General features: G+C 60.3%; 15 protein-coding genes. 7 read left to right on the top strand and 8 right to left on the bottom strand.

Features of this window, described 5'->3' with window-relative positions; genetic code table 11:
- A partial coding sequence (locus HX846_RS00605; protein WP_306173098.1) for an SGNH/GDSL hydrolase family protein occupies positions 1–634 on the bottom strand: 634 nt, incomplete at its 3' end.
- Positions 635–1,046: 412 nt separating this feature from the next.
- Between HX846_RS00605 and HX846_RS00600 the strand changes: the two genes are divergently transcribed.
- The 4 genes from HX846_RS00600 to HX846_RS00585 are packed head-to-tail and all read left to right on the top strand — an operon-like array spanning position 1,047 to position 4,230.
- Positions 1,047–1,640 carry an aminodeoxychorismate/anthranilate synthase component II gene (locus tag HX846_RS00600; protein WP_003210957.1) on the top strand — a complete coding sequence of 198 codons (594 nt, stop codon included), beginning with the start codon at positions 1,047–1,049 and terminating at the stop codon, positions 1,638–1,640.
- A gap of 9 nt (positions 1,641–1,649) precedes the next feature.
- Positions 1,650–2,699, top strand: coding sequence for an anthranilate phosphoribosyltransferase (gene trpD / locus HX846_RS00595; protein WP_003210955.1), 1,050 nt, complete (start codon positions 1,650–1,652; stop codon positions 2,697–2,699).
- Positions 2,696–3,532: an indole-3-glycerol phosphate synthase TrpC gene (gene trpC / locus HX846_RS00590; protein WP_102606385.1), complete on the top strand. Its 837-nt coding sequence runs from the start codon at positions 2,696–2,698 to the stop codon at positions 3,530–3,532. Before trpD ends, trpC begins: the two co-directional genes overlap by 4 nt.
- Before the next feature lie 2 nt (positions 3,533–3,534).
- Positions 3,535–4,230 carry a lipoate--protein ligase family protein gene (locus tag HX846_RS00585; RefSeq protein WP_043226257.1) on the top strand — a complete coding sequence of 232 codons (696 nt, stop codon included), beginning with the start codon at positions 3,535–3,537 and terminating at the stop codon, positions 4,228–4,230.
- Here the strand turns inward: HX846_RS00585 and crp are convergent.
- The gene (crp, locus tag HX846_RS00580; protein ID WP_003210949.1) at positions 4,227–4,871 is read right to left on the bottom strand and encodes a cAMP-activated global transcriptional regulator CRP; all 645 of its coding nucleotides are present in this window, start codon (positions 4,869–4,871) and stop codon (positions 4,227–4,229) included. The two genes, HX846_RS00585 and crp, sit on opposite strands and share 4 nt — an antisense overlap.
- A 250-nt stretch (positions 4,872–5,121) precedes the next feature.
- Between crp and HX846_RS00575 the strand changes: the two genes are divergently transcribed.
- Positions 5,122–5,544 carry an OsmC family protein gene (locus HX846_RS00575; protein ID WP_003210947.1) on the top strand — a complete coding sequence of 141 codons (423 nt, stop codon included), beginning with the start codon at positions 5,122–5,124 and terminating at the stop codon, positions 5,542–5,544.
- 64 nt (positions 5,545–5,608) lie between these two features.
- On the opposite strand, the gene coq7 is transcribed toward HX846_RS00575, so the two are convergent.
- The 6 genes from coq7 to hemJ all read right to left on the bottom strand — a co-directional run bounded on the left by coq7 (position 5,609) and on the right by hemJ (position 10,121).
- A complete protein-coding gene (gene coq7, locus HX846_RS00570; protein ID WP_003210945.1) occupies positions 5,609–6,256 on the bottom strand; it encodes a 2-polyprenyl-3-methyl-6-methoxy-1,4-benzoquinone monooxygenase in 648 nt (215 codons plus the stop codon).
- Between the two features lie 178 nt (positions 6,257–6,434).
- Positions 6,435–6,773 (bottom strand): histidine triad nucleotide-binding protein, encoded by a 339-nt coding sequence (locus HX846_RS00565; protein WP_003210943.1) that lies wholly within the window; start codon positions 6,771–6,773, stop codon positions 6,435–6,437.
- A 46-nt stretch (positions 6,774–6,819) separates the two neighbouring features.
- A complete protein-coding gene (locus HX846_RS00560) occupies positions 6,820–7,608 on the bottom strand; it encodes an SDR family oxidoreductase (RefSeq protein ID WP_003210941.1) in 789 nt (262 codons plus the stop codon).
- Between the two features lie 62 nt (positions 7,609–7,670).
- Positions 7,671–8,636 carry a DUF805 domain-containing protein gene (locus HX846_RS00555; RefSeq protein WP_003210940.1) on the bottom strand — a complete coding sequence of 322 codons (966 nt, stop codon included), beginning with the start codon at positions 8,634–8,636 and terminating at the stop codon, positions 7,671–7,673.
- A 63-nt stretch (positions 8,637–8,699) separates the two neighbouring features.
- Positions 8,700–9,668: a nitronate monooxygenase family protein gene (locus HX846_RS00550; protein ID WP_008434459.1), complete on the bottom strand. Its 969-nt coding sequence runs from the start codon at positions 9,666–9,668 to the stop codon at positions 8,700–8,702.
- Positions 9,669–9,692: 24 nt separating this feature from the next.
- Complete coding sequence (gene hemJ / locus HX846_RS00545; protein ID WP_003210937.1) at positions 9,693–10,121, bottom strand: protoporphyrinogen oxidase HemJ; 429 nt, start codon at positions 10,119–10,121, stop codon at positions 9,693–9,695.
- 136 nt (positions 10,122–10,257) lie between these two features.
- Between hemJ and argC the strand changes: the two genes are divergently transcribed.
- Entirely contained in the window at positions 10,258–11,292 is a 1,035-nt protein-coding gene (gene argC / locus HX846_RS00540; RefSeq protein WP_003210935.1) for an N-acetyl-gamma-glutamyl-phosphate reductase, read from the top strand.
- A 162-nt stretch (positions 11,293–11,454) separates the two neighbouring features.
- Positions 11,455–11,805 carry an iron-sulfur cluster insertion protein ErpA gene (erpA, locus tag HX846_RS00535; protein ID WP_003176443.1) on the top strand — a complete coding sequence of 117 codons (351 nt, stop codon included), beginning with the start codon at positions 11,455–11,457 and terminating at the stop codon, positions 11,803–11,805.
- The last annotated feature ends 158 nt before the right edge of the window (positions 11,806–11,963 follow it).

Below are 11,963 nucleotides of genomic sequence, written 5' to 3'. Positions count from 1 at the left end.
GGCCCAGGTCCGGCAGCATCCATACCATTACATAACGGGCGCCAGCCTGTTGCAGCGCCTGGGCGCTGTCGGCCAGGCGCCCGGCTGCGGCCGAGGCCTGGTCGGGGCTGAGGACCAGTCCGTCGAGGAAGTCATTGCCGCCGCCGGAGAGAAAGTACAACGCGTTGGGGTCGGCTCGGCCCCCCGTTGATGCCAGGTATCCGGGACGTGTACGCAATACCTGCCCGGTGTCGCTGTCGGTGACGGTGGAATTACCGGTGATGGCATCGTAGATCTGTTGGGTGGTGTAGCCGCCGACGGCCCAGTTATTGCCGTCTGGCTGGCCCAGCGCGGCGCGCTCCGGCGAGGTCGAGGCATTCAGGTCGCCCGGGGCAACCCCCAGCTTGCCGCCCAATAACGTCGAGGAGATCAGCGATGTGCTTTCGCCGCTGCCGTCGAAGTATTGCGGGCCGGTGCGGTTGGTGAAGCGATAGGTTGAGCCCGGTGCGCCAGGGTCGGCAAATGTACCGGCGTCGGCCAGGCTGTCACCGAAAACGACCATCGTCGAATAAGGCGAGGGTGCGGCGAAGGCTTGCGAGCATGCCAGCGCCAAGAGGCAGCCGACGATGGGGGTGAAATAGGGCATCTTGGTCATGAGTCCGTCCATGATTTTGTTTTTTTGTCAGCACTGTGACTGTAGCGCCCTTGGAAGGGTTCTGAAAAGTTTGACGCCAATTATCAGTCGGGCAGTTTCCCCCGTATTTGCGGCTCGATATTGCACCGTTGGCGAGGCTACGTTACTGTGCCTGAACGTATGAATGAGACCCTCCCCGTGTTGATCATCAGCAAACTCTTGATGCGAGTAGTCAAGGCACACGCCCGTTGGCGTTGGCGCGCCTAACTTTTCTCTACCGGCCCCGCCGGACCTGTACCGATTTGCCTTCTTCACCCTCTGTTAAACGCCCCTTGCCGGCCAACCCCGGCAACCGGAAAGTGCGTCTGGCAGCGGGTCACTCCCTTGGAAGGCCGTCATTAGAAGTCAGTGAATTCAAGAGGTTTTAACCCACATGTTGCTGATGATTGATAACTACGACTCCTTTACCTACAACGTTGTGCAGTACTTGGGCGAGCTCGGCGCCGAGGTCAAGGTGGTGCGCAACGACGAATTGACCGTGGCCCAGATCGCCGCGTTGAACCCTGAACGCATCGTCGTCTCCCCAGGCCCGTGTACGCCGACCGAAGCGGGCATCTCCCTCGAAGCCATCCAATACTTTGCCGGCAAGCTGCCGATCCTGGGCGTGTGCCTGGGCCATCAGTCCATCGGCCAGGCCTTCGGTGGCGACGTCGTCCGCGCTCGCCAGGTAATGCACGGCAAGACCAGCCCGGTATTTCACAAGGACCAGGGCGTATTCCAGGGTTTGAACCTGCCGGTAACGGTAACCCGCTACCACTCGCTGGTGGTCAAGCGTGAAACCCTGCCCGAGTGCCTTGAGCTGACGGCCTGGACCCAGCTGGAAGACGGCTCCGTCGACGAGATCATGGGCCTGCGTCATAAGACACTGAACGTCGAAGGGGTGCAATTTCACCCGGAATCGATTTTGACCGAGCAGGGCTTCGAGCTGTTCGCTAACTTTCTCAAGCAGAGCGGCGGCACGCGCTAAGGACTTTTCATGGATATCAAGACTGCCCTGAGCCGTATCGTCGGCCATCTGGACCTGAGCACCGCTGAAATGAGCGATGTGATGCGCGAGATCATGACCGGTCAATGCACCGACGCGCAGATCGGCGCGTTCATGATGGCCATGCGCATGAAGAGCGAGAGCATCGACGAAATCGTCGGCGCTGTGTCGGTCATGCGTGAGCTGGCCGACAAGGTTGAACTCAAGACCCTCGACGGCGTGGTCGACGTGGTCGGCACCGGCGGCGACGGTGCGAACATTTTCAACGTGTCGACGGCTTCTTCCTTTGTGGTGGCCGCTGCCGGCTGCACCGTGGCCAAGCATGGTAACCGCGCGGTGTCGGGTAAAAGCGGCAGCGCCGATTTGCTGGAAGCTGCAGGCATCTACCTGAACCTGACCCCGGTACAAGTGGCGCGCTGCATCGATCATGTCGGTATCGGCTTCATGTTTGCCCAGTCCCATCACGGCGCGATGAAACACGCCGCCGGCCCGCGCAAGGACTTGGGCTTGCGTACCCTGTTCAACATGCTCGGCCCGCTTACGAATCCGGCCGGTGTGAAGCATCAGGTAGTGGGCGTGTTCAGCCAGGCGCTGTGCCGGCCATTGGCTGAAGTCCTGCAGCGCCTGGGCAGCAAGCACGTGCTGGTGGTGCATTCCAAGGATGGCCTCGACGAGTTCAGCCTGGCAGCACCGACCTTCGTGGCGGAGCTGAAGAACGACCAGGTCACCGAGTATTGGGTCGAGCCAGAAGACCTCGGCATGAAAAGCCAGAGCCTGCACGGCCTGGCGGTAGAAAGCCCGGCCGCCTCCCTTGAACTGATTCGCGATGCCCTGGGACGCCGCAAGACCGAAAACGGCCAGAAAGCCGCAGAAATGATTGTGCTCAACGCCGGTGCGGCGCTGTACGCCGCGGATCACGCCTACAGTCTTAAAGAGGGTGTTGCCCTCGCTCATGATGCATTGCATACCGGGCTGGCGCGCGAAAAGCTCGAAGAACTGGGTGCGTTTACTGCGGTGTTCAAAGTGGAGAATGAAGGATGAGTGTTCCGACCGTTCTGGAAAAAATCCTGGCCCGCAAGGCAGAAGAAGTCGCCGAGCGCCGTGCCCGGGTCAGCCTGGCTGAGCTGGAAGGCCTGGCGAAAACCGCCGATGCACCGCGTGGGTTCGCCAATGCGCTGATCAAGCAGGCCAAGGAAAAACAGCCGGCCGTTATCGCTGAAATCAAGAAGGCTTCGCCGAGCAAGGGCGTGATTCGCGAGATCTTCATCCCTGAAGACATTGCCAAAAGCTACGAGAAGGGCGGCGCGACGTGCCTCTCGGTGTTGACCGATATCGACTATTTCCAGGGTTCCGACCTGTACCTGCAGCAAGCGCGTGCGGCGTGTTCGCTGCCGGTGATCCGCAAGGACTTCATGGTCGACCCTTACCAGATCGTCGAAGCCCGTGCCTTGGGCGCCGATTGCGTGCTGTTGATCGTCTCCGCACTGGATGACGTGAAAATGGCTGAACTGGCGGCCGTGGCCAAGAGCGTCGGCCTCGACGTGCTGGTGGAAGTGCACGACGGTGATGAACTGGAACGCGCGTTGAAAACCCTCGACACACCGTTGGTGGGCGTCAACAACCGCAACCTGCACACCTTCGAAGTCAGCCTGGAAAACACCCTCGACCTGTTGCCGCGCATCCCGCGCGACCGGTTGGTGATCACCGAAAGCGGCATCGTCAATCGCGCCGATGTGGAACTGATGGAAATCAGCGGCGTGTACTCGTTCCTCGTCGGCGAAACCTTCATGCGTGCCGAGAACCCGGGGGCTGAATTGCAGCGCCTGTTCTTCCCGGAGCGTGGCGTTGCCGTCAGTGGCTCGACCCTGGATTGATGATGACCCAGCCGGTGGCGATGACGGTCGAGGCAGGCCTTAAGGCCGAGCAGGATTTGCTCGCCGCGGTCTGTGCCGGCGAGCAACCGTTCGGCCTGCTGTTCTGGCAGCCCAGCGATCAAGCGTTGGTGATGCCTCGTCGTTTGAGCCGCCTTCCGGCATTCGAGACCGCCAGCCAGGTGTCGGCAGACGCCGGTTGGCCGGTGCTGCTGCGGGAAACGGGCGGTGAGCCGGTTCCGCAATCGGCAGCCACGGTCAATATCGCGTTGGTCTACGCGCCACCACGCAGTGAAGGTGACCAGGGCCGTATCGAAACCGGCTACCAGCGTCTGTGCCAGCCGATTTGCGACCTGCTGACCGAGTTGGGTGGCAACGCGTCGGTGGGCGAGATCGACGGTGCGTTTTGCGACGGTCGCTACAACGTCAACCTTGATGGTCGCAAAATGGTCGGTACCGCCCAGCGCTGGCGCCAGAGCGGCGGGCGCCCGGTGGGGTTGGTGCATGGTGCGTTGCTGCTGGATGACGATCGCGTCGAGTTGATCGCCGCGGTCAATCGCTTCAATGAAGCGTGCGGCCTGGAACAACGGGTGCGCGCCGAAAGCCACATCGCCCTGCACGAAGCCTTTGCGGCGCCAGACGCGATTGCCCGGCTTGATACGTTGTACCGTCAGATGCTTGCGAGTTTCCTGCCGGTTTAACGCGTACCGAAGACCACCATGGTCTTGCCTTTGACATGCACCAGGTTGCGTTCCTCCAGGTCCTTGAGCACGCGGCCAACCATTTCCCTTGAGCAACCGACGATCCGCCCGATTTCCTGGCGGGTGATCTTGATCTGCATCCCGTCGGGATGGGTCATGGCGTCCGGTTGCTTGCACAACTCCAGCAGGCAGCGGGCAACCCGGCCGGTGACGTCGAAGAACGCCAGGTCGCCGACTTTGCGCGTGGTGTCTCTCAGGCGCTGTGCGATCTGGCCGCTCAGGGCGTACAGAATGTCGGGATCCTGCTGGGCCAGTTCGCGAAATTTCGTATAGCTGATCTCGGCGACTTCGCATTCGACCTTGGCCCGCACCCAGGCACTGCGTTGCTGTTCCTTGCCGGCTTGTTCGAAAAGCCCGAGTTCACCGAAGAAATCACCGGTATTGAGGTAGGCGATGATCATTTCGCGACCATCGTCATCCTCGATCAGGATGGTGACCGAGCCTTTGATGATGAAGAACAGGGATTCCGAGCGCTCGCCCGCGCAGATGATGTTGTGCTTGGCTGGATGACGCCGGCGCTGACAATGCATCAGCAGTTTGTCGAGGTTCTTGATTTTGGGTGTGGGAGTAATAGCAACCATGGTTGTATCCCGAAAAGACTGCACGGTGTTGGTGAGCTTGTTTTTTTATCCAGCGCGATCAACGGCTAAGCTACATCATCCAATGGATGGCAATGCGCCATTGATTTGGCGCCAGCTTAACAGACACATTCTGACTTCATTAGGGAATTTACCCAGCAAACCCTGCTGTTGATCGCTTTCATGGGAAACGCTGCCGGCCCAAAGTGCTGTGCTAAGCTGGCGACCCTTTTTTAGCAGTGGAGTCTGGGCGATGAAGGCACGCATCCAATGGGCGGGCGAAGCCATGTTCCTCGGTGAGTCGGGCAGTGGCCACGTGGTGGTCATGGACGGCCCGCCGGAAGCCGGTGGCCGCAACCTGGGCGTACGCCCGATGGAAATGCTCCTGCTCGGTGTAGGCGGTTGTAGCAATTTCGATGTGGTGAGCATCCTGAAGAAGTCCCGCCAGGCGGTGGAAAGCTGCGAAGCATTCCTGGAAGCCGAGCGTGCCACCGAAGACCCGAAGGTGTTTACCAGGATCCACATGCACTTTGTCGTCAAGGGCCGGGCGCTTAAAGAAGCCCAGGTCAAGCGGGCCATCGAGTTGTCGGCAGAGAAGTACTGCTCGGCCTCGATCATGCTGGGCGCTGCGGGCGTTGCCATCACTCATGATTACGAGATCATTGAGTTGGGCTGATTCTTCAATCGGCAGGCAAAAAGAAAGGGCGCTTGATAGCGCCCTTTTTTGTTTTCTGCTGAAACTAGATGCGGTACGTGCTTTTGGTCATGACCTTGGCCAGCAGGCTCATGCCAAATTTCACCGGTGCCGGGAAGCGGAAGCCGCCCGCGTCCAGCGCGCTTTCGGCGTGATGTTCTTCATCAATGCGCATCTGCTCAAGAATCGCCCGGGACTTTTCGTCTTCAGCCGGCAGTTGCTCGAGGTGTTCATTGAGGTGTTTGCACACCTGATGCTCGGTGGCGGCCACAAAACCCAGGCTGACTTTGTCGCTGATCAGTCCGGCCACCGCACCAATGCCAAACGATAAGCCGTAGAACAGCGGGTTCAGCACGCTCGGATGGCTGTTCAACTGGCGAATGCGTTGTTCGCACCAGGCCAGGTGATCGATTTCTTCTTCGGCGGCATGTTCCATCGCGGCGCGCACTTGCGGCAGCTTGGCGGTCAGGGCCTGGCCCTGGTACAGCGCCTGGGCACAGACCTCACCGGTATGGTTGATACGCATCAGGCCGGCGACGTGGCGGGTGTCGGTCTCGCTCATCTGCGCTTCGGGCCGCACGATGGCGGGCGACGGGCGGTGCGGTTGGCCGCTGAATGGCAGCAGCGTGCGCATGGCCGTATCGGCTTGCAGCAACAGACGATCAATCGGCGAGTAGTGACGTTGGGTAGTCATGCTGACCTCCGGGAAGAATCTCGGCGGCCAGTTTACCGCAAGAGAGGGGGAAGCGTTTGCGCTGGGTCAAATTGCTTGTGTGGCGAGGGAGCTTGCTCGCGCTGGAGTACGCAGCGCTCTCGTTTTTGGGGCTGCTACGCAGCCCAGCGGGAGCAAGCTCCCTCGCCACAGGTAGTGCTCAGCCCGGCGGCCAGTTCATCTGGCGTTGACCCAGAACATGCATGTGGATGTGATAAACGGTCTGTCCGCCATCTTCGTTGCAGTTCATCACCACACGGAAGCCCTTCTCACAGCCTTGCTCAACCGCCAGGCGCTGGGCGGTGAACAGGATATGCCCGGCCAGCGCCTTGTCTTCCTCGGTGAGGTCGTTGAGGGTGCGGATCGGCTTTTTCGGAATCACCAGGAAATGCACAGGTGCCATTGGCGCGATGTCGTGGAAGGCCAGGACCTGGTCATCCTCGTAGATGATCTTCGCGGGTATTTCTCTGTTGATGATCTTGGTGAACAGAGTATCCACAGCTGTTTCTCCATTGTGAAAGTGCAGGGTGAGTGTACTCAGGCGATCAGCGCGGGCAATAGGCCTTGTTGATCGCGCCGGCAATCTTGCGGGTCAGCCAGCGCGGGCTCAGGCGCGGGCTGAACGCCAGCCAGCGATTACGCCGGCCGGGAATGATGATGGCTTTGTTCCTGGCCAGCGCACGCACGGTGTAGAGCGCGACTTCTTCCGGGCTCATCAACTGTTGGCTGCGATCCAGCTTGGCGGTGTCCATTTGGGCGGTGCCGAAGAATGCGGTGCGGGTCGGGCCGGGGCAAAGTACGGAAACCTTGATGCCGCAGGTCTTCAGTTCCTCGCGCAAGCCTTCGGAAAAGTGCAGCACGTAGGCCTTGCTGGCGTAGTAAGTGCTCATCCACGGGCCGGGTTGGAACGCGGCAACCGACGCGACGTTGAGAATCTGCCCGCCGCCGTGCAGGGCCATGGCGTTGCCGAGGGCGTGGCACATGCGGGTCAGGGCGAGGATGTTGACCTCCATCAGGTCCTGCTCGGTCATCCAGTCCTGCGCCAGGAACGGGCCGCTGGTACCGATGCCGGCGCAGTTGACCAGCAGGTCGATCTGTCGCTCGCCTTCTTCCAGTTCCAGCAGGAACCCGGAGAGCCGCAGGGGCTCGCCCAGGTCACAGGCACGGAACAGCACCTCGACGCCGAAGCGCTGAGTCAATTCGATTGCAATGCTTTCCAACTGATCACGCTGGCGGGCCACCAGAATCAAGCTGCGGCCGCGACGGGCCAGTGCTTCGGCCAAGGCCAGGCCGATGCCGCTGGAGGCACCGGTGATCAGAGCGTAACGGGTCATGCGTTTCTCCATCGCAACGCTACCGGGCCTGTGACAGAGGCGTCACAGGCGTCGGGCGTTTTTCACTGTTGCGTAGAGTCTACAGGTTCGGCTGTGTCGTCAGCACTTTGCACATCGACTTCATCGACGGTGGTGGCCTGGTCGCTGTCGTCATCGGAGTTGATGGAGCTGCTTTCGTAGCTGCCACCTACATCGCTTTCCAGTTGATCCAGGTAGCCGCTCATGCCAACCAACACCGCGCCGGCAAATACCAGCGGAATGAATGCGAGCCACAATGCGGAGAGGATTTTCACCGCAGTGGAGTTACGCGGTGGTGGCGCGCCGTACTGGTTTGCGCCCGTGTTACCGGGGAGGACCATCAGCAGGATCGGGAAGATGCTGCCAACGAAGGGCACCAGGTGCAGGAACCACAGCCAGCCGGACCAGCCCAGGTCATGCAGGCGCTGCACGGTGATCTGTACGCTGACCCACACAGCGGCCACGAGTATGGCAATCCCCACGAGGAAGCCAATGACCATGGCAATCGTCGGAGAGACCGCAGCGATACCAAGTCCGACGGTGAAGAACACGCTGGAGACGAGGAGGATCACCACGCTCAGCACCAGCGTCCACGCCAGGAAGCGCAGGCGTCCGATCCGGCCGTTGACGGTGAATACCTTAAGGGTGGAAAACTCCGGCAGGTTCTCGCCAACCGCGGCTCGGGGCGGGGCGTAAGGCGATGCGGCGGGGCGGGTGTAGTCAGTCGCGCTGCCGGAGTCCGTTTCATGGGTTTCGGCAAGGCTGAAGGCGACCGGCTGCTCTTCTTCTATCCGCGCATCCACCCCGGCGTTTTTCAGCGCTTGCAGATAGGTCTCGGCATCGGCGCGGGAAAGGTCGCGTTTCAGCGCGACCGGGCGGCCGGTGAAAAGCTTTTCGATCGCGTCGACATCACTTTTGAACAACTCGGCGAGGTTCAGCTTGGCGGTGGTGCTTTCGACACCCGGGAGCAATGCGCCATCAAACACAATCTTGAAACGGTTGTCGCTCATGCGGGCATCCTTGTCACTTGAATAGGGGAGGCCTGCCTTGATCAGCAGGCTTTGGATCGCGGATCAGCGTGGCCAGCGTTCAGGCAATTGTGCCGCATGCTCGAGCGCCTTGCGGTATTCGGCATCCAGGCGGGCCACGAGTTCATCGACGCTGGGCAAATCATCAATCTCTCCGACGCCCTGGCCGGCGGACCACACGGTCTTCCAGGCTTTGGCTTCGTCGTTGAGTGGCTTGAGCTTGGAGCCAAAATTGACTTCACCCTTGCCTTGCAGCGCGGCGAGGTCGAAACCGGCATTTTCCAGGCTCTGGCGCATGAAGCTTGCGGGAACACCGGAGACGGCTGGAGTGTGCACGATGTCGGCGGCGCGCGATGTGAGCAGCATCTCTTTATAGGCATCCGGGGCATGGCTTTCGGTGGTGCCGATAAAACGCGTGCCGAAATAGGCCAGGTCGGCGCCGAGCAGTTGCGCGGCGAGGATTTCGTGGCCGTGGTTCAGGCAACCGGCGAGCAGCAGGGTTTTGTCGAAGAACTGACGGATTTCTGCGATCAGCGAGAACGGGCTCCAGGTGCCGGCATGGCCACCGGCGCCCGCCGCAACGGCGATCAGGCCATCGACGCCGGCTTCAGCGGCTTTTTCGGCGTGGCGCCGGGTGGTGACATCGTGGAATACCAGGCCGCCGTAGCTATGCACCGCGTCTACCAATTCTTTCACCGCGCCCAGGCTGGTGATGACGATCGGCACCTTGTGCTCGACGCAGATCGCCAGGTCAGCTTCCACCCGCGGGTTACTGTTGTGCACGATCAGGTTGACCGCATAGGGCGCCGGGTTATCCAGCAGCGCCAGGCCCGCTTCGATTTCTTCCAGCCACGCCTTGAAGCCGCTGCTTTCCCGCTGGTTGAGGGCAGGGAAGCTGCCGACGATCCCGTTGCGGCAGCAGGCCAGCACCAGTTGCGGGTTGGAGATCAGAAACATCGGCGCAGCCACGACGGGCAGGCGCAGATTTTGTTCGAGCGAAGCGGGCAGCGACATTGGAAGTACCCCGAGTAATAGAGATTAGAACGGTTTGACCACGACCAAAATTACGATAGCCAGCAATATCAGAACTGGCACTTCATTGAACCAGCGATAAAAGACATGGCTGCGGGTGTTTTCGCCACGGGCGAAACGTTTTACCTGCGCGCCGCACATATGGTGGTAGCCGATGAGCAGTACTACCAGAGTCAACTTGGCGTGGATCCACCCGCCGGATTGAAAGATGGCCGGGTTGAGGTAGATCAGCCAGCCGCCGAACACCAGGCTGGCGATCATCGCCGGGCCCATGATGCCGCGGTACAGCTTGCGCTCCATCACGCTGAAGCGTTCCTTGCTGATGGTGTCCTCGCTTTGGGCGTGGTAGACGAACAGGCGCGGAAGGTAGAACAGCGCGGCAAACCAGCAGACGATGCTGACGATATGAAAGGCTTTGACCCATAGATAAAGCATTTTTAGTTATTCCCAGGTTCACGGTAGCTGAAGATAGTAGTGGCTCTAGCGTCTACACGTCATGTTGAAGGTTGTCGCAGGACGATACGAACCCTATTATCGACGGCTTTCCAGTGGGTTCGTTGAGGGCAGGTTTATGGTCAAGGTCGGTATCGTCGGCGGCACGGGTTACACCGGTGTCGAATTGCTGCGTCTGTTGGCTCAGCATCCGCAAGCTGAGGTGGTGGTGATCACTTCCCGATCCGAGGCCGGCCTGGCTGTGGCCGATATGTACCCGAACCTGCGAGGCCACTATGACGGCCTGGCGTTCAGCGTTCCGGATATCAAGACCCTGGGCGCGTGTGATGTGGTGTTCTTTGCCACGCCTCACGGTGTGGCCCATGCCCTGGCGGGCGAGTTGCTGGCCGCCGGCACCAAGGTGATCGACTTGTCGGCAGACTTCCGCCTGCAGGACGCCGATGAGTGGGCCAAGTGGTACGGCCAGCCTCACGGTGCACCGCAGTTGCTGGAAGAGGCGGTGTACGGCCTGCCGGAAGTCAATCGTGAGCAGATCAAGCAAGCACGCCTGATCGCTGTGCCGGGTTGCTATCCGACCGCTACGCAGTTGGGTTTCCTGCCATTGCTGGAAGCCGGGCTGGCGGATGCATCGCGGCTGATTGCTGACTGCAAGTCGGGCGTCAGTGGTGCTGGTCGTGGGGCCGCTGTAGGTTCGCTTTACTCCGAGACGTCGGAAAGCATGAAAGCCTATGCAGTCAAAGGCCATCGTCACTTGCCGGAAATTCGCCAGGGGCTGCGTCGTGCTGCGGGCAAGGATGTCGGCCTGACGTTTGTGCCGCACCTGACACCGATGATCCGCGGGATCCACTCCACACTGTATGCGACAGTCGTTGATCGCTCGGTAGACCTGCAGGCGCTGTTTGAAAAGCGCTATGCCAATGAGCCGTTCGTCGATGTGATGCCGGCGGGCAGCCACCCGGAGACCCGCAGCGTGCGCGGTGCCAACGTGTGCCGTATCGCAGTGCATCGTCCACAGGATGGTGACCTGGTGGTGGTATTGTCGGTTATCGACAACCTGGTCAAGGGTGCTTCGGGCCAGGCTGTGCAGAACATGAACATCCTGTTTGGCCTGGATGAGAAGCTGGGCCTGTCCCACGCGGGCATGCTGCCGTAAATTTTCTGCTGTTGCGCAAAGGCCCGTTGATCGGGCCTTTCGTGTTTTTAATGGCCGCTGCGCAGATTGATATACCGTAACAATAGTTGACCGCTTTTCTAGGAGAAGCGGATAATGCCCGCCATCACGCATATGGCGGCGCTACGCCGGGAGATTATCAGCATGAGCGTTGAATCCTTCACCCCCACGGCTTTGCAATTCACCCACGGTGCTGCGCACAAGGTGAAGAGCCTGGTCGATGAAGAGGGTAATGATCGCTTGAAGCTGCGCGTATTTGTTACGGGCGGCGGTTGTTCAGGGTTTCAGTACGGTTTTACCTTCGATGAAGACGTGGCCGATGACGACACCATCGTTGAGCGCGAGGGCGTCAGCCTGGTTGTCGATCCGATGAGCTTCCAGTACCTGGCAGGAGCCGAGGTGGACTATCAGGAAGGTCTGGAAGGTTCGCGCTTCGTGATCAAGAACCCGAATGCCACCACCACTTGTGGTTGCGGGTCTTCGTTCTCGATCTGATCGACAGCGGATATAAAAACGCCGCTTGGCCTTGATAGGGCCAAGCGGCGTTTTGCTGTGTGGGATTCAGGCGGGGTAGATCGCGCCGAGTACACGAAGGCCGCGGGCGCCGGTGACGCTGGGGCGGTTGGCGGCGATGCCTTCCAGGCAGCAATGGG

The organism is Pseudomonas sp. K5002, from assembly GCF_013386655.1.
Lineage (GTDB): Bacteria > Pseudomonadota > Gammaproteobacteria > Pseudomonadales > Pseudomonadaceae > Aquipseudomonas.
This window is presented reverse-complemented; position numbering and strand designations above follow the sequence as displayed.

Coding starts and splice junctions, on each gene's coding strand:
- trpC (WP_102606385.1), top strand. CDS start 2,696: ATGAGTGTTCCGACCGTTCTGGAAAAAATCCTGGCCCGCAAGGCAGAA.
- coq7 (WP_003210945.1), bottom strand. CDS start 6,256: ATGACTACCCAACGTCACTACTCGCCGATTGATCGTCTGTTGCTGCAA.
- HX846_RS00560 (WP_003210941.1), bottom strand. CDS start 7,608: ATGACCCGTTACGCTCTGATCACCGGTGCCTCCAGCGGCATCGGCCTG.
- HX846_RS00550 (WP_008434459.1), bottom strand. CDS start 9,668: ATGTCGCTGCCCGCTTCGCTCGAACAAAATCTGCGCCTGCCCGTCGTG.
- HX846_RS00555 (WP_003210940.1), bottom strand. CDS start 8,636: ATGAGCGACAACCGTTTCAAGATTGTGTTTGATGGCGCATTGCTCCCG.
- HX846_RS00575 (WP_003210947.1), top strand. CDS start 5,122: ATGAAGGCACGCATCCAATGGGCGGGCGAAGCCATGTTCCTCGGTGAG.
- erpA (WP_003176443.1), top strand. CDS start 11,455: ATGAGCGTTGAATCCTTCACCCCCACGGCTTTGCAATTCACCCACGGT.
- HX846_RS00585 (WP_043226257.1), top strand. CDS start 3,535: ATGACCCAGCCGGTGGCGATGACGGTCGAGGCAGGCCTTAAGGCCGAG.
- HX846_RS00600 (WP_003210957.1), top strand. CDS start 1,047: ATGTTGCTGATGATTGATAACTACGACTCCTTTACCTACAACGTTGTG.
- argC (WP_003210935.1), top strand. CDS start 10,258: ATGGTCAAGGTCGGTATCGTCGGCGGCACGGGTTACACCGGTGTCGAA.
- hemJ (WP_003210937.1), bottom strand. CDS start 10,121: ATGCTTTATCTATGGGTCAAAGCCTTTCATATCGTCAGCATCGTCTGC.
- trpD (WP_003210955.1), top strand. CDS start 1,650: ATGGATATCAAGACTGCCCTGAGCCGTATCGTCGGCCATCTGGACCTG.
- crp (WP_003210949.1), bottom strand. CDS start 4,871: ATGGTTGCTATTACTCCCACACCCAAAATCAAGAACCTCGACAAACTG.